The sequence below is a fragment of the Lederbergia citri genome, from assembly GCF_018343625.1.
In the GTDB taxonomy this organism is placed as follows: domain Bacteria; phylum Bacillota; class Bacilli; order Bacillales; family Bacillaceae_C; genus Lederbergia; species Lederbergia citri.
In genome coordinates, this window is the sequence record NZ_JAGYPG010000003.1 from 345,007 (window position 1) to 361,268 (window position 16,262).

12 protein-coding genes are annotated in these 16,262 nt (G+C 38.2%); 3 read left to right on the forward strand and 9 right to left on the reverse strand.

Translation table 11 applies throughout. From position 1 onward, the window contains the following. Positions 1-108: 108 nt before the first annotated feature. The 3 genes from pxpA to pxpB are packed head-to-tail and all read right to left on the reverse strand — an operon-like array spanning position 109 to position 2,510. On the reverse strand, positions 109-864 hold the full coding sequence (pxpA, locus tag KHA97_RS17840; RefSeq protein ID WP_213126121.1) for a 5-oxoprolinase subunit PxpA: 756 nt from the start codon (positions 862-864) through the stop codon (positions 109-111). Then, a complete protein-coding gene (locus KHA97_RS17845; protein WP_213126122.1) occupies positions 857-1,816 on the reverse strand; it encodes a 5-oxoprolinase subunit C family protein in 960 nt (319 codons plus the stop codon). The genes pxpA and KHA97_RS17845 overlap by 8 nt, the downstream gene beginning before the upstream one ends. Then, the gene (gene pxpB / locus KHA97_RS17850) at positions 1,806-2,510 is read right to left on the reverse strand and encodes a 5-oxoprolinase subunit PxpB (RefSeq protein WP_213126123.1); all 705 of its coding nucleotides are present in this window, start codon (positions 2,508-2,510) and stop codon (positions 1,806-1,808) included. The genes KHA97_RS17845 and pxpB overlap by 11 nt, the downstream gene beginning before the upstream one ends. 118 nt (positions 2,511-2,628) lie before the next feature. On the opposite strand from pxpB, the gene KHA97_RS17855 reads away from it, so the two are divergent. Continuing rightward, positions 2,629-3,534, forward strand: a complete 906-nt coding sequence (locus KHA97_RS17855; protein WP_213126124.1) for a dienelactone hydrolase family protein — start codon at positions 2,629-2,631, stop codon at positions 3,532-3,534. Positions 3,535-3,760: 226 nt separating this feature from the next. Here KHA97_RS17855 and KHA97_RS17860 read toward each other — a convergent pair whose 3' ends face one another. From KHA97_RS17860 to KHA97_RS17870, 3 genes are all read right to left on the reverse strand, one after another. Continuing rightward, positions 3,761-6,844 carry an efflux RND transporter permease subunit gene (locus KHA97_RS17860; RefSeq protein ID WP_213126125.1) on the reverse strand — a complete coding sequence of 1,028 codons (3,084 nt, stop codon included), beginning with the start codon at positions 6,842-6,844 and terminating at the stop codon, positions 3,761-3,763. Positions 6,845-6,897: 53 nt separating this feature from the next. Continuing rightward, entirely contained in the window at positions 6,898-9,267 is a 2,370-nt protein-coding gene (locus tag KHA97_RS17865) for a bifunctional YncE family protein/alkaline phosphatase family protein (RefSeq protein ID WP_233713616.1), read from the reverse strand. 455 nt (positions 9,268-9,722) lie between these two features. Further along, on the reverse strand, positions 9,723-10,574 hold the full coding sequence (locus KHA97_RS17870) for an undecaprenyl-diphosphate phosphatase (protein ID WP_213126460.1): 852 nt from the start codon (positions 10,572-10,574) through the stop codon (positions 9,723-9,725). A 216-nt stretch (positions 10,575-10,790) separates the two neighbouring features. Between KHA97_RS17870 and KHA97_RS17875 the strand changes: the two genes are divergently transcribed. Then, positions 10,791-12,125 carry a hemolysin family protein gene (locus tag KHA97_RS17875; protein WP_213126126.1) on the forward strand — a complete coding sequence of 445 codons (1,335 nt, stop codon included), beginning with the start codon at positions 10,791-10,793 and terminating at the stop codon, positions 12,123-12,125. Positions 12,126-12,266: 141 nt separating this feature from the next. Further along, on the forward strand, positions 12,267-12,725 hold the full coding sequence (locus KHA97_RS17880; protein ID WP_213126127.1) for a flavin reductase family protein: 459 nt from the start codon (positions 12,267-12,269) through the stop codon (positions 12,723-12,725). Positions 12,726-12,768: 43 nt separating this feature from the next. On the opposite strand, the gene KHA97_RS17885 is transcribed toward KHA97_RS17880, so the two are convergent. From KHA97_RS17885 to KHA97_RS17895, 3 genes are read right to left on the reverse strand one after another with little or no spacing between them, the layout of a single operon-like run. Then, complete coding sequence (locus tag KHA97_RS17885; RefSeq protein WP_213126128.1) at positions 12,769-14,292, reverse strand: glycine betaine uptake BCCT transporter; 1,524 nt, start codon at positions 14,290-14,292, stop codon at positions 12,769-12,771. 51 nt (positions 14,293-14,343) lie between these two features. Next, complete coding sequence (locus KHA97_RS17890) at positions 14,344-14,946, reverse strand: nucleotidyltransferase family protein (protein ID WP_213126129.1); 603 nt, start codon at positions 14,944-14,946, stop codon at positions 14,344-14,346. Then, a complete protein-coding gene (locus tag KHA97_RS17895) occupies positions 14,943-15,950 on the reverse strand; it encodes an XdhC family protein (protein WP_213126130.1) in 1,008 nt (335 codons plus the stop codon). The genes KHA97_RS17890 and KHA97_RS17895 overlap by 4 nt, the downstream gene beginning before the upstream one ends. Positions 15,951-16,262 lie beyond the last annotated feature (312 nt).

Genomic DNA, 16,262 nt, shown 5'->3' on the forward strand with positions numbered 1-16,262 from the left:
TTACTCGCCCTAACAGCATTCCTACCTGCAGCTGTTAAGATTAAATTAACAAAAATGTTCCATCCTTCACTCGTGATTGGGATTATGTTTGGATTATTAACTCGTTATTTATTCTGATTTTATCAAAATGCTCTCGGTAGCAAGAACTTCATTGATTTTTTGAGCAAATCTAAGAGCATTTGGTCCATCTCCATGAATACAAATGGTATCGGCTTTAATGTTGATGTTTGTTCCATCTACGGAAGTAACCTTTTGTTCCTTTACCATTTTAACGACTTGCGAAATAGCATCATCTGTATCTGTAATAAGAGCATTTGATTTAGATCTTGGGGTAAGGGTGCCATCGTTTTGGTACGTACGATCAGCAAAAACTTCGCTCGCGGTCGCAAGTCCGATTTTTTCCCCTGCCTTAATGAGTGCACTGCCTGCCAATCCATATAAAATGAGTTGTGGATCAAAATTAAAAACGGATTCTGCTATCGCTGTGGCGAGATTTTCATCAACAGCAGCCATATTATATAAGGCGCCATGTGGTTTAACGTGATGTAAAGAACCGCCCTGAGCTTTGACAAAAGCCGATAAAGCACCAACTTGATATAACACGATTTCATAAACTTCTTGTGGATTGATTGCCATGTTTCTGCGACCAAATCCTTGAAGATCGGGAAATCCTGGGTGGGCTCCAATCTTTACTCTGTTCTCAAGCGCTAGTTTAACCGTTTTATTCATAGTTGCAGGATCGCCAGCATGAAAACCGCAAGCAATATTAGCTGATGAAATATAGCGCATGATTTCTTCGTCATGCCCTAATAGATATTGCCCGAAACTTTCTCCCATATCGCAGTTCAAATCCACCTTATACATTTTGAGAATCCCTCCATTTTAGTAGGCAGGCAGCCTTTATTGCCTTTAGTTCTTTTTGTTGTGCAATGAGAAGTTGTTGCGCCTCTTTTAATGAAATTTCTTGAAAGAGAATTTGCTCTCCTGGACGGAATTGACTTAATCTTGGGAGATCTATGCTTATTATGTCGCCGATTTTCGGATAACCACCTGTCGGTTGGCGTTCTGCCATTAAAATAATCGGATTTCCGTCCGGCGGTACTTGAATCGAACCAAAAGTCGTTCCTTCTGTGGTTAATTCAAGTTTTTGTATTGTACATAGCTTTGGACCAGCAAGACGATAGCCCATGCGATCAGAGTCTGGGCTAACTTTAAATCTAGATTCTAAAAATGCCTGCTTTGATTCCAGCGTAAACAAATCATACTGGCGCCCTTTTACGAAACGAATAGGGGTTTCTTTGTCATGAATATAGGCTTCTAGTTTGAACGATAACCCCCACGAAAACTTTCTGGCTGAATATGAGTGATTAGTAGGAATAACATCACCAGCTTGTAGGGGGTGTCCAATGTGAGCCTTTGCGTTCGTACTTTTGCTGCCAAGAACTTCTGGAAGAGAAAATCCCCTTTTAACGGCCATATATGTTCTAACTCCCGATTGGGCTGTACCAAATGCAATGATATCGCCTTTCTTCACATGGATAGGCTTTCTATGTTCAATTGCTTGTCCGTTTAGTTTGGGAGACATATTTGCTCCAAAAATAGAGATGATAGCATTGTCTTCAAATTGGATAGTAGGCCCAACGAGAGTCATTTCTATAACTGCCTCATTTTCATTATTGCCGAGAAGGATGTTCACAAGTTGAGCAGACATTTGATCCATTGCGCCGCCAACGGGTACTCCATATGCCTGCCATCGATTTCTGCCGAGATCTTGTATGGTCGTAAATGCTCCGTTTTTTATCATTTTAAGAGCCATTTTTGTCCTCCAATGCATTAAATTCTTGTTTGCTGATAGGAACAAAGCGAACTTTGTCCCCCGGTAAAAGTAAGGAAGGTGGTGTCGTATTCGGATTAAAAAGTAGTAACGGAGTTCTTCCAATGATTTGCCAACCGCCGGGGCTTTCAAAAGGATAGACTCCGGTTTGTTTTCCGGCAATTCCGACTGCACCTATTGGAACTTTTAATCGGGGAGTCGTCCGACGTGGTGCTGCTATTTTTTCATTCATGCCTCCAAGAAAAGGAAAACCCGGAGCAAAGCCTAAAAAATATACATGGTATAACATGTCACTATGGATGTTGATGACTTCTTTTTTAGTTAACCCATTATGGTGGGCAACAAAATCTATGTCCATAGCAAAATCATTTTCGTAGCATACAGGAATCTCAATAATTTTTTCGCTTTGTTTTTTTATAGTTGAAAAACTTGGAACCCTCAGTTCAAGTTCACTTTTTATAGTTTCATAGGGAAAATTGGTGCCAACTGAAACGGGATCATAAAAAATCGTTAATGTCGTATAGGCAGGAACGGCTTCTATAAAACCTGGAAATGGTTGATTCATTATGGCTTTCTTCATTTCCAAGATTCTATTATTTATTTCCAAATTAATTTCATCTCCAAATTCAATGACAATGGCGCGATCACCGAGTGGAGAAAAAGATAGATGTTTCAATTGCAGTGCACCTACTTTCGTACATTGGATGACTTTGGCTAATAGCAGGACTTCATGGATAGATTGCCGAACTATTTATTGTATATTAACCATAATTCTAACATAGGAGATGTTTTAGATGACAATGGAAAAACGTCGGGAAGAATTGTACGATTTGCTTGGTGATCTCCCTTTACGAACCAAACCAATTTCATCAAAAAAAATAAAAGAAGAGCAATTGCCGCATTACATTTTAGAAGAATGGCTACTTAATTTAAATGGGGAAGAGCCGGTACCTGCTTATTTCGTACGGCCGATAGAAGGGGAAGGCCCGTTCCCTACTATTATATTTAATCATTCGCACGGCGGCTTTTATGAAAAAGGAAAGGATGAACTGATTAAAGGAAATGTGTACTTACAAAATCCACCTTATGCGGAAGAGTTAACAAAACTTGGGTATGCCGCCCTTAGTATAGACGCGTGGGGATTCGGGCAGAGAAGAGGGAGGTCGGAAGGAGAAATATTCAAGGAAATGCTTTGGAAAGGCCAAGTAATGTGGGGGAAAATGGTTTTTGATAGTTTACGAGCAGTTGATTATGCGATATCCCGACCCGATGTTGATCACGAGAGAATTGGTACTATGGGAATTTCGATGGGAAGTACGATGTCCTGGTGGCTCGCAGCCCTAGACCCTCGAATAAAAGTCTGCGTGGATTTATGTGGTTTATGCGATTTCCATTCATTAATAGAAAGCCGCGGACTTGAAGGGCATGGGATCTATTATTACGTTCCAAAATTGCTCAACCATTTTACAACTTCAGAGATTAATGCTTTGATAGCACCGCGCCCTCATTTAAGTCTTGCTGGAAATTATGACAGATTAACTCCGCCGAAAGGACTTGATATTATAGATGAAAATTTAAAAAATGTTTATAATGAACAAGGCGCACTAGAAGCTTGGAAACTACTTCGTTATAATATTGGTCATTTTGAAACAGCGGATATGAGATATGAGGTGATGGCGTTTTTACAGAAGTGGTTGTAGCGCCTCTGCAAAAAACCCTTAATCTATAAAGGGTTAGGTGAAATTGCTAGGAAATTAATATAAATGCTAATAATTAAAAATTATACATATGATCACAAACGAAGACCTGGTCAAAAATGTTATAAGCATTTTGACCAGGTGAAAATTTTCTATAAACATTTTCAACTATAACGCATTACTTATCAATCTCCGGTGTAATCGTAAGAATCTTCATATTAATTCCAATTTATGCGGGCATAGAATCCACCATTTGAGTTTTTGCAGCCCCATTCCAAAGCCAATAATAAATGACAGGAACAATGAACAGACTGCTTAATGTGGATGTGATCAATCCACCGACTACAACTAAGCCTAAAGATTGGGAGATTAACGTATCGTTTTGCCCAAAAAAGGCTAGCGGCAATAAAGTGAATACGGTTGTTGCTGCTGTCATTAAAACAGGTCGCACCCGGCTGGCTGTTCCTTGTATCACAGTGGTATATAAATCCTTTCCTGATTCTCTTAAACGTTCTAGTCGATCAACCAAGACGATTCCATTTGTTGTGACAATTCCAATCAGCATAATGAGTCCTGCTAATGCACCTAAATTCCAGGATTGACGGAAAAGGAACAGGAAAGTCACTGATCCAATTAAGGCAAAAGGTAGTGAAGAAAGAACGGCTACAGGTCCTCGTATTCCTTTAAATACAGTTGTTACTATGATTAAAACAAGCAAAATGGAAATGGCCGCTCCAAACCCAATGGACCAAATCATCTGCTGAACTTGCAGTGGAATGCCTCCGAACTCAACATCTATTCCTTTTGGCATATCTAATCTATCAATCACGTTTTTTATTTTTTTTGTAACGCCGCCAATATCCTTAGTTAGGATATTCCCCGTTACAATGGCAATGGGTTGCCCATCCTTTTCACTGATGGTTGTGTAGCGACTAACATTTAACTTGGCTATATCATAAAGCGCAATGTTTTTTCCTTTCTTATCTTTAAACGGAAGTCTTCCGATTTGTAACAATAGCTCTTGGTTTGGATCCCCAACTTGGTTAAACGTAAGGGAAACATCTGATGGCTTGTGAAGAAGAATGGGGGTAACAATCCCACTATTGTTTATTTGCAAATTTTCTTGTTTATCCAGCAAAGATTCTACTTTAGTTAAAACGACTTCTTTATCTATTCCTAGCGAAGATATTTTTTCCTCAATGAGTTCTACAGTAAACCTCACTTGCTCTCCTTGTTCCCCTTCTCCATAAATTTGCAGCCCTTCGATATTCTGCAATTTGCTTTTCAAATTCCCGGCAGCTTTGATTAATTCATTTTGTCCGCTCCCCGAAAGAACCAAACGTACCCGTGAATCATCCCCTGCAATTTGTTGGTTGGAAACAGTAATGATGGACGAAGTCGATAATCTTTTTATTTCATCCTTTATTTCACTTATAAGACCATTCATGTCGACTCCTTGTTGTGGTGTTACGTAAACATTCGCTACATTCGGTTGTTCTATCCATCCGCCTGCTTGGTCAAATACATCATCAAAAGTGGGGGTAAAAGATGATCCAATGGACGATGTAAAAGTTTGAATATCTTCATTTTTCATTAATAAAGATTCCAATTCCCTCACTTCTCCATTAATCTGGTCAATGGTTGCCCCTTCCGCAGCTTCGATTTGGATATTTACATCTTTGGCATGGGAACGCGGGAAGACATTGACCGGGGTGAACAAAGCCCCTACGATTGAAAGCAGTAATACGACACATAAGCCTGTAAACCAAATGGAGCGTTTTATCCATAATCTTTCAAGAATGGGTTTAAACCACTCTTCTATTTTTTGTGCTTTTGATGTAAAACCTCTTTCCCATGTATAGGCAGCATATGGAGGCAATAATAATAATGAAACAAGTAAAGAACATACTAATGATATCGTCACTGTCCAAGCAAATCCAAAAAATGCATCCCCGACCATCGTGCCTGTGATTGTTAGCGGCAAATAGACGGCAATCGTCGTTAAGGTAGAAGAAACGACGGCTGGAATCATTTCTTTCACTGCGCTGCTCAGTACAGATAATGAATATTTTCCATTTTTCTCGATTTTACGATACATATTGTCCAGCACAACAATCGAATCATCTACAACCCTTCCCATTGAAACGATGAGACCTGAAACTGTAAGTAGATTTAAGGAAATATCCATCCACAACAAAATGGAAACCGTCGTAAGAAAACAGATAGGGAGTGCTAAGATAATTGCAACTGTGGATCGCCATTCTCGGAAAAAGAAGAAAACACAAAGCATTGAAAATAAAGAACCTAGTGCCCCTTCCTTCCACAAACCATTAATTGCCTGGGAGATTGTTTCCCCTTGGTTAACCAGTACTTTCGTCTCAACATCTGGATGAGAGGATTGGATTTTCTTTAATTCCTTCATTACATTTTCACTTACCTTTGTAATATCAGCAGAAGAAGTATGATAGAGACTTAATAAAACACTTGGCTGTGCGTTTGTCCTTACGATTGTTTCCATTTGAATAAAGCTCTTTTTGATGGTTCCTACATCTTTCAATAATACGGTTCGATCATTTTCTTTTTTCACAACAAGGTTTTCTAATTGAATTTGATTGTCTGGTGATTCTTCAACGTTTAGTAAAAGCTGCAAATTTTTTAATTGAACCTTTCCTAGTGGCCAATTTGCCGCCTTGTTTTCCAATGCTGCTTGTACATCAGCGAATTTTATACCGTTCAATAGTAACTTATTGTTATCTAATGTAATGACGAATCCAGTTCTTCCATTACCTCTAGATTCAATTTTTTTAACACCAGAAATCAGTTCTAATTGTTTTTGGATTTCCTCTGTATTCATCGATTGAACATTTTCACCTGTTTTGGAAGTAAAGCTAAGCTGCATAAAAGGAAACGAATTTGAATTAATTTTGGTTATCTCCGGTTTACTAGTATTAGAGGGCAGTTCTACATTTTGTAAGGCCGCTTTCACCGTCTTTTCTGCTTCTTCCATTTGCATATTTTGCGGGAAAGATATACTAATAAAAATTCCCTGTGGATATAGGGTAGATTCAATCGATTGAAGTCCTTCCACATCCTTTAAATTTTCCGTAATTTCTTTACTTAATAGGTGCTGCTTTTTTTCATCAATTGAATGGGGAGATGTTTTTAAAGTGACCATCAATGTTGAATTGTTAATTGGCGGAAGGTACTCTTTCTTCAATTGCGTTGCAGAATACCATCCCCATACAAAAATTAAAAGAATAATGACAAACAATAGTACTAAACGCTGTTTAAGAGATGAAATCAATTTTTCCATACTTATTCAGCTCCTTAACCTTATGTATAAAGCCCCTTTAAAGGGGCTCTGATTTATTTATTTTGAATCTTTTGAGCTTGCTTATCCTTCATCATTGCATCCCATAAAACTTTGTTCAATGTCTCTTCATCTGCTCTATCTGCACCAGAAAAATCTAATGTTTTAGAAAGTGTGGCTCCAGGCGCATTTTGGGCGTTTATCTCATCAAGCGGATAGCGCGGTTCTTCCACTTGATAAGGGCTAAAGTCAGGTTTATTAGTAAAGGCATTAGACATTGGAATACTTGAGGCATCAAATTGTGTCATTGGTTTCATGCCTAAAATTAATTCCATAGTACGGAGCATGGATGTCGTATCGTAAAATGTACTATCGACTTTTCCGGTTTGTGTATATGGACTGATGACAAGGGACGTCGTACGGTGGGCGTCCACATGATCCCATCCGTTTTGAGCATCATCTTCTGTAATAAAGATTGCAGTGTCTTTCCAATATTTCGATTGGCTAACAGCCTCAACTAGTTTTCCTACAGCATAATCATTTTGGGCAACCATAGCCTGCGGAGATAACTTACCTGGCTTTGTTCCTTGTGTATGGTCATTTCCTAGACGTACAATCTGAAGCTGAGGGAGGTTGTCATTTTTTACAAATTCTTGAAACTCTTTTTCCCATGCTTCTTGTCGAACAAGATCTGAAATATCGAGATTATATCCTGGGAAGTTGGCATCATAGTTATTGGAGATACTAGGTTCAGTTGCAACCCATTGGTTTGTTTTCTTATCAAAATTGACAAACTCCCCATAGACTCGATAGCTTACATCGGATCGTTGAGCATTATTCCAAATAAATCCAGCTTTTGGGTAACTCGCCTCGTTATCACCTTCCCAATCATAGCTCCGATTTCTTCCAGAATAATTAGCCATCCAAGTTTTTTCTGTATAATCATTTGCCTTTGCCGCTGTTGCCCAGTTATGACCTTGTGCACTAATTTCAGCTGTCGCATAGAAATTATCAAATGTGACAAAGTCTCTTGCTAATTTATGCAAATTTGGGGTTACATCTTCGCCAAAAAATGTAAGGCTCGGATCCCCATTTCCTTTTTCTAAATCACCAAATACTTGGTCGTAGGTTCGATTTTCCTTAATAATATAGATTACATGTTTAATAGGTGACTTCTCTTCAGGAGTGACAGGAATAGGATTATTAGCTTTCGTATTCTGATTATATTTAATAGTGTTATTTTCGTTCACCTGTTTCGTATATTGATTTAATTGACTTTGATTTGGTATATCAACTACCGAAAGGGAGCCATTCATCATATTCCCAACATATTGTCCTTCAGCATTTGGACCTGCACCCAACCCTTTTGCATTGGTTACCAAGAGTTTTTCGTTATTTAAATAGACACCTGTTGGATACCAAGCAGTTGGAATTAAACCTTTCACCTTTGCTTTAGGGCGAGAAACATCTATTACAGCGATATCATTGTTTCCGGCATTTGCTACGTATAATGTTTGTCCATCTTCTGACAAGGCTAATGAATTTGGCTGGCTTCCTGTTGGACCGTTCTTTTGTGGTTTTAACGATACTGTTTCTACTACTTTATGAGATTTCGGATTAATAATCGAAATCGTATCATCGTCAGAGTTTGAAACATACACATCCCCTGTTTTAGGGTTTTCTGCAATGGCATTTGGATGCAAATCCGTAGGAATTGTTTCCTTGACTTCCAAAGTTGCAGGATCTAGAAGAGATACACTGCTTTCACCCCAGTTTGTAACATACAGGGATTTACCGTCATTCGTTATAAAAGCGGTATATGGATTCTTTCCAACAGCGGTAGTTTTGACAACCTTTTGACTTGATACATCAATTTTTGAAACCGAATGATCAAGATTGTTAGCAACATAGAGATACGCTCCATCTTGAGAAATAGACATCCCGCCAGGAAATGCATTCGAATTTTGAGTGTCCCTTAACGAAATAGAGTCTTTTTCTGATAATTGTCCGTCAATAAAATCAAACGTACGAATTTTGTTATTTCCCCCAGCGGATGCGTAAAGACGTTTGCCATCCGGGCTGAAAACAATTCCGAGATAAAGGGCTTCAGGAGATGTATAAGGGATTGTTTGAACAACTTTATTTGAAGTAGTATCGACTACTTGCAAGGATTGCGTCCCTTGTCCACCGTTTAATACAACGAAATAACGTCCATCGGAACTCAGAGCTGCTCCCATTGGAAAATTTCCAAGCGTAACTTGTTCACCTGCTGGAGTTAGCGACCAGTTGTAAGTTGTTACCCCAGTATGTTCACCATGGTTTGGGCCTGCGGTTCGATTATATTCAACAGCAGCATAAGCTGAAGTTGATGTAATCGTGAGGGCCGCAAGTGTCGCAGCAATTACCTTCTTCTTTTTCAGTTTCATTCTTTCAACCCCATTCCTTTTAATTTAATAACTACAATTTAATTGTAAATGTTGGTTATGAATATTTAGTTTTGTTCATGTAAAGATTTTTTTAAGAATATTGCGAAAATTTACCTATGAAAATAGTCTGATTTTTTGGCTTTATTGGGATATTTGTAAAAATAAGGTAGAATTAATCACGACATGATACCCTATTTTGTGCATCCACTCAAAATTGTTTCGTCGAAACATAATAAATTGAGCACTAGTGATGCGTTTAAAATTTTTATAATGTCAACAAATCCAAAATTTCACAAACAGAGGATTATAATCCTCCCGAAACACAAAAAAATCCTTATAATTAGATGGAAGGTAAAAGTCTTGTCCAAATTCTAATTATAAGGAGTACTGAATTTTTTTTTTCGTGAGGCAAATCACAAGGCGTGCCTTTTCTAAAATTGGCACGCCTTTTTACATTACATCACACTAAAATAGACAATCCCTAAAACAACGGCTAGTACAATTCGATAGATCGCAAAAGGAAGTAATTTAATTTTGCTGATTAAGGCGAGGAAAAATCGAATTGAAATCCAGGCGAATACAAATGCACTTACAAAACCGACGATAAAAAATGGAATGACATCTGCTGTCATGAAATCTAGTTTTTTAACCAATGATACTAAACTTGCCCCAAACATAATTGGTACAGCCATAATAAAAGTAAAGTCTGCTGCTGCCCTATGTTTCAATCCCATTAGAACCCCACCGGAAATGGTAGCACCGGAACGGGAAAATCCAGGCCATAATGCAATACATTGGAACAAGCCAATTAAAAAAGCTTGCTTATATGTGATTTCGTCTAAAGAAGCACCTTCATAATGGTTCGTTTGCTTCGATTTCCAGTCTGCTAGAATCATTAAAAATGAACCAACAATTAATGCAAGCAATACCGTTTCAATTCTAAATAAATACGTATCAATAAAATTTTCAAAAGCAAATCCAAATACAACGGCAGGTAAAAGGCCTACAATGACATGAGTAAGTTTTAATCGTGATCCTGATGGTGATTTTCCCACAGCTCCACCTACATTAATCCCTACTAAACTCCAAAGTCGAGACCAAAATACGATGACAACCGCCAAAATGGAACCTAGTTGGATTACAACCTTAAATGTATTGGCCACCTCAGGAGATCCGAGTATTTCGGCTGATTTTAACAGCATATCATCGACTATAATCATATGCCCTGTTGATGAAACAGGAGCAAATTCTGTTAAACCTTCTACTAATCCAAGTATTAGCGCTACAATTATATCCCAAACTGTCATCATTCAATCCTCACTTTCGTTACATTTCATAAGTTTACATTTTTTTAGATAAAAAGAAAAGGTGATTCTTGTTTTTTTAAAGTTAACATAAATTAAAAATATACACTTTAAAAGATACATAGTATAATTTATCTTATATTAGTCTATCCAAAATATGTTGGGGTGGACAATTTAAAACTACAGGAGGTGTACACCTTTTTTTAAAAGGTGAACCATTTGGACATAGTCAGTTTAATTTTAATTGGAGTATTGATTGTATTAACTGCTTTTTTTGTAGCAACAGAATTTGCTATCGTAAAGATCAGAAGTTCTCGTATCGATCAGCTAGTCGAAGAGGGAAAGTCGGGGGCAAAAGCAGCGAAGCATGTTACGACTCATATGGATGAGTATTTATCTGCATGTCAGCTAGGAATCACGATTACAGCACTAGGAATTGGTTGGTTAGGTGAACCTGCAATAAAAGGTTTTCTAGATCCTATCCTAAATAAGTGGCAAATCGGTGCTTCTACTTCACACATTATTTCAGTCGCAATCTCGTTTTCTATCATTACCTTTTTACACGTCGTGGTAGGTGAACTTGCGCCTAAAACAGTCGCAATTCAAAAAGCTGAAATGATTGCCTTGCTTTTCGCGAAGCCGATTACTTGGTTTTATAAAATCATGTTTCCGTTTATTTGGTTACTAAACGGTTCTGCTCGTTTGATCGTAAAAATGTTTGGTCTCGAGCCAGTAAAGGAACATGAAGAATCCCATACGGAAGAGGAGCTTCGCATTATTCTGTCTGATAGCTATAAAAGTGGGGAAATCAATCAGACCGAATTGACTTATGTAAATAATATCTTTAAGTTCGACAACCGAATTGCAAAAGAAATTATGGTACCACGTACAGAAATGGTATCTCTTTCAACTGAAGACAATATTCAGGATTGGATGCAAGTGATCAAGAAGGAAAAGCTCACTCGCTATCCCGTATATGAAGGAGATAAGGACAACATCGTTGGGATCATTAACATAAAAGATATTTTGATGGCACAAATTAAAAATACATCGCCGAATATGGATATAAAAATCACTCAATTTCTAAAGCCGGTTATTCTTGTAATCGACACAATCCCAATTCACGATTTACTTTTAAAAATGCAGCAGGAACGTACGCATATGGCGGTTCTATTAGATGAATACGGCGGCACTAGTGGTCTTGTCACTGTTGAAGATATTATAGAAGAAATTGTCGGGGAAATTCGCGACGAATTCGATACAGATGAAAGAGCAGAGATTACTAAAATTGATGAGGATCATTATTCCTTTAGCGGAAAGGTTCTCGTCCATGAGGTAAATGATTTGCTTGGCACGGAATTATCTGATGAAGAAGTTGATACTCTCGGGGGCTGGATTTTATCACAAAACTTCGATATTTCTGAAGGAGGGAGCATTTCTTCTGATGGATTTACGTTTACTGTAAAGGAAATAGACGGACACCAAATTCAGTTTGTTGAAGCTAAAAAAGAAGAAGTAGTCGAAGGAATTTTCCCTTTAGAAATAGAAGCTTAATATAATCATAGACGCACTATTGTGGAATATTTCCATGTATAGTGCGTTTTCATTTTTCGTAGAACGGGCAAATATATAAATTCTTTGGTAAAATGAAGTTAGTGGATAATTAAAGATTTTCTTTAAAAAGGAGTAGTTTTGATGGATGACCGCCTTTTTAGAACGGCCATGGGCAGATTTGCAACAGGTGTTACTGTCATAACGACAAAAGTAAATGAAACCCTTCATGGTATGACTGCCAATGCATTTGTGTCTGTTTCACTGAATCCGAAGCTTATTCTCGTATCAATCGGAGAACAAGCCCAAATGAATCAGCTGCTAAAAGAATCCGGCCAATTTGCCGTAAGTATATTAAATAAGTATCAGGAAGAATTGTCTGCTTATTTTGCTGGACAAATAAACGAAGAAAGAAATATTGAATTTGATGTTTTTAATGGCATGGATGTTATAAAAGATGCACTGGTCAATATGACATGTACGGTTCAAAGTTCAGTTGTAGCGGGTGATCACACACTTTTTATAGCAGAAGTCACAGACTTGCGAATACAGGATGGTGACCCGTTGCTGTTTTATGGTGGAGAATATAAAAATATTAAATGAAGATATCCCGACAGTTTTTAATCAATTGACTGTCGGGATTTTCTTATTTAGTAGATGTTTTCTTTTCCTTCAGTCGGTATCCTAACCCTAATTCTTTCTTCTCCCGTGCCAACGCTTTATACAAGGAGATCATCATGAAGATCATAACAAAAGAAAAGGGGAATGCCGCAACGATGAGAGCATTTTGTAATGCTTGTAATCCTCCACTGTAAAGTAGAATGGCTGCCATCGCGGAAAGCATCAACCCCCAAATAATCTTTACTCTATTTGGGGGCGTTAACGAACCATACGTCGTTTGCATCCCCAGGACAAAAGTAGCTGAATCCGCAGAAGTTATAAAAAAAGTACCAATCAAAATAATGGCAACAATGGAAAGCAAAGTGGTAAAGGGCATCTCATTGAAAACGGCGAACAACACTTCTTCTGTAGCAAATTGCGTTAAATCGATATTGCCAATTTGCTGCACATTTATAGCCGTTGTCCCAAACACTGTAAACCATATAAAGCTAACGATTGTAGGCAGAAGCAATACACCGATTAAAAATTCTCGAATCGTCCTGCCGCGCGATACACGAGCAATGAATATTCCGACAAACGGTGACCATGATATCCACCATGCCCAGTAAAAAATCGTCCAATTATTAATCCATTCACGTCGTTCAGGCTTTAAAGGAGCAATTCTGAAACTCATTTGAATAAGATTTTGTAAATACTCACCTATCGTGTCAGTAAATAAATTTAAAATTAGTAATCCAGGACCTACGATGAAAACAAGTAATAATAAAACCACTGCCAAAAACATATTTGCATTACTTAAATATTTGATACCTTTGCTTAGCCCAGACCAAGCCGACATTAAAAATAAGACGGTTACAATAATAATGATGATGACTTGGATGTAAAATTTATTTGGAATACCAAAAAGATAGGCAAGTCCACCGTTTATTTGGGCCGCTCCAAATCCTAAAGTAGTCGCCACACCAATAACGGTTGCCGTGACAGCTATAATATCGATAAGTGTCGCAATTTTGCCTTTTGAATGTTTTCCTAGAAGAGGACTAAGTGCAGCGCTTATAAGTCCTGGCTCATCTTTTCTAAAGTTGAAATAAGCTAGACAAAGTGCAACAAGAGCATAAATGGCCCAAGCATGAATTCCCCAGTGAAAAAAAGTAAATCTCATCGAATCTTTTAAAGCAGCATCTGTTCCAGGAGAGGCAAGCGGCGGTGAGGAAGCAAAATGAGAAAGGGGTTCCGCTGCTCCCCAAAAGACAAGTCCAATTCCCATCCCAGCACTGAAAAGCATCGCAAACCATGTTGGTCGGGAATATTCCGGCATTTCACCTTGTTTTCCTAATCGAATAGCACCAACCGGACTAAAAATTAGAAATAAACAAAACAATACTATGACACTGACAAGTATTAAATAATACCAGCCAAAGCCGGAGGTAATAAAAGCTTCCACATTAGCGGTAGCTTTTTCAAAACGATCCGGCGCAATTACACCGAAAATGACAGCAACCAAAAGTAAAATAGCAGAAACGTAAAAAACACTAGAAATTTTCTTCATGCCGTTCTCCTTCCCAAAGCACATCTTTGGTTTTAGTATTGCTCCTTATTTCTACTTAATTCCACATAATAGCTTGTCATAGTCCTCTTTAGTATCAATATCTTGAAAATACTCTAATTGATTATAAGGTAATATCTTTCCTTTTTTTAAATAATCTCCTCGCAATAGTACTTTTGCGCCAGTGTCACCCGAAAGATTTGAAATTTTTGGAAACATGGCCGCTGATAATAATACAGGAGGAGAAATGATGTTTTTAAAGGACGCTGCTACAAAATGAAGAGATGGTGTTTTTTTCTTACATGCAATGATTTCTTCAATCATATGGAAAGGGATGAAAGGCTGATCAGCAAGCATAACTAATATAGCGTCTGCCCCATAGGCTTGAACTGTTCGAAGAGCACATTTAATAGTTTCGGATTGTCCTAAATGAGCGGATGGGCACTGAATGACCGAACATTTTGGATTCTTTATTATTTCGGATGAAATCCAATGTGAATCCCCTTTTATCATGATATAAATATTGTCCAATGAAGAATGTAAAGCAGTCTCCAGCGCTATATTCCCAACAGTCGTATTCTTGAATGGAAGTGCCAGTTTATTTTTTCCCATACGTGAACTTTTCCCAGCAGCTAGGTAAACACCAACAATTTTCATAGCTTCCTCCTACGTGATTGAATTAACTCGGCGATGATGCTGATGGCAATTTCTTTAGGGCCTTCCGCACCGATTTTCAAGCCAACAGGAGAATGTAGCCAGCTTGGGATTTCTCCTCCCATTAATCGTTCTGATCTTTTTTTTGATCCTAATATACCAATATAAAAAAGTTGTAATTCTTTTACACACTGCAATACTTTACGATCACGCTGAAAATCATGTGTCATGATCACGATGGAGTCTAATTTGCTAAGAGAAATTTCATTTAATAATTGAACAGGTTCTCCTAACAGGAGAGATTGGGCGAAAGGGAAATATTTTTCCGAAACATATGCTTCTCGCCAGTCCAATATATGAATGGAGTAACCCATATCAGCAGCTAAATGGGCAAAAGGTCTAACATCCTCTCCAGCTCCAATGATGTAGAGATTTGGTTTTGGCCATATTATTTGGAGAAAAAAGGGTTCTTTCTTTAACATTGTGGATTCTGCGAAATGGGAAAAAGGAGGTGTTGTATGTAATTTTTCGATAAATTTCTCATTGATTTCAAATGGGATATGGCCACTGGATTTAATCTTTTTATTAAAGAAGACATACTGATCAAATTGCGTCATTGATTGAACATATAGGATAGGCTCCATTTTAGTTAATTGTTCTTTCATCCATACTACGGAAATCCGGAAATTTTCGTCGATATCCCTCAATAATACTGATACAACCCCATTGCATCCCGCCCCGACACCCCAGCTAAGATCATCCTCCGAGCTTAAATCATATTGTACAATTTCTGCTCTTCCTGTATAAAAAAGTTCACTAGCCCGATACTTCAAATCATTTTCAAGACAGCCTCCACTTACTAGACCAATTTTGGTGCCATCTTGTTTTAGTAACATCCACGCCCCTTCTTTGCGGTAAGACGATCCGTCAACATTGACTATCTGAGCTAGCACGGCAGGTTGATTGTCTTCACTTAATGTATTGAGTATCTCATGAAGGTAATCCATAATGCTGTCCCCCATTTCGTTTTTGTTTAAGAAAGTACAAATTTGTACTTAGAATTATTACGGGACGGGTGTCCGTCCTGTCTAGCTCCAGGCGCCAGCCCTCAAGGTCAAATAACCTGAGTCAATAAAAGTCAAAGACCGGACTTTTTTGACTCAGAACATTTGCTTGTCGGAGGCACGCAAGACGCGGGTCAGGAAGGCGTTGCGACGTACAAGGATGTACTAGTGCAGGCTCAGGCAGCGACAGGACGTCGCTGCCTGAGCCTGCAACAGGACGTTGCGCCCTTAGCCTTCCTTCCCCTGCAGGCACCT

What these genes read in the sequence shown, in the direction of transcription:
- pxpA (WP_213126121.1), bottom strand. Translation starts at nt 864, where the DNA reads ATGTATAAGGTGGATTTGAACTGCGATATGGGAGAAAGTTTCGGGCAA.
- KHA97_RS17845 (WP_213126122.1), bottom strand. Translation starts at nt 1,816, where the DNA reads ATGGCTCTTAAAATGATAAAAAACGGAGCATTTACGACCATACAAGAT.
- KHA97_RS17855 (WP_213126124.1), top strand. Translation starts at nt 2,629, where the DNA reads ATGACAATGGAAAAACGTCGGGAAGAATTGTACGATTTGCTTGGTGAT.
- KHA97_RS17860 (WP_213126125.1), bottom strand. Translation starts at nt 6,844, where the DNA reads ATGGAAAAATTGATTTCATCTCTTAAACAGCGTTTAGTACTATTGTTT.
- KHA97_RS17865 (WP_233713616.1), bottom strand. Translation starts at nt 9,267, where the DNA reads ATGAAACTGAAAAAGAAGAAGGTAATTGCTGCGACACTTGCGGCCCTC.
- KHA97_RS17870 (WP_213126460.1), bottom strand. Translation starts at nt 10,574, where the DNA reads ATGACAGTTTGGGATATAATTGTAGCGCTAATACTTGGATTAGTAGAA.
- KHA97_RS17880 (WP_213126127.1), top strand. Translation starts at nt 12,267, where the DNA reads ATGGATGACCGCCTTTTTAGAACGGCCATGGGCAGATTTGCAACAGGT.
- KHA97_RS17885 (WP_213126128.1), bottom strand. Translation starts at nt 14,292, where the DNA reads ATGAAGAAAATTTCTAGTGTTTTTTACGTTTCTGCTATTTTACTTTTG.
- KHA97_RS17890 (WP_213126129.1), bottom strand. Translation starts at nt 14,946, where the DNA reads ATGAAAATTGTTGGTGTTTACCTAGCTGCTGGGAAAAGTTCACGTATG.
- KHA97_RS17895 (WP_213126130.1), bottom strand. Translation starts at nt 15,950, where the DNA reads ATGGATTACCTTCATGAGATACTCAATACATTAAGTGAAGACAATCAA.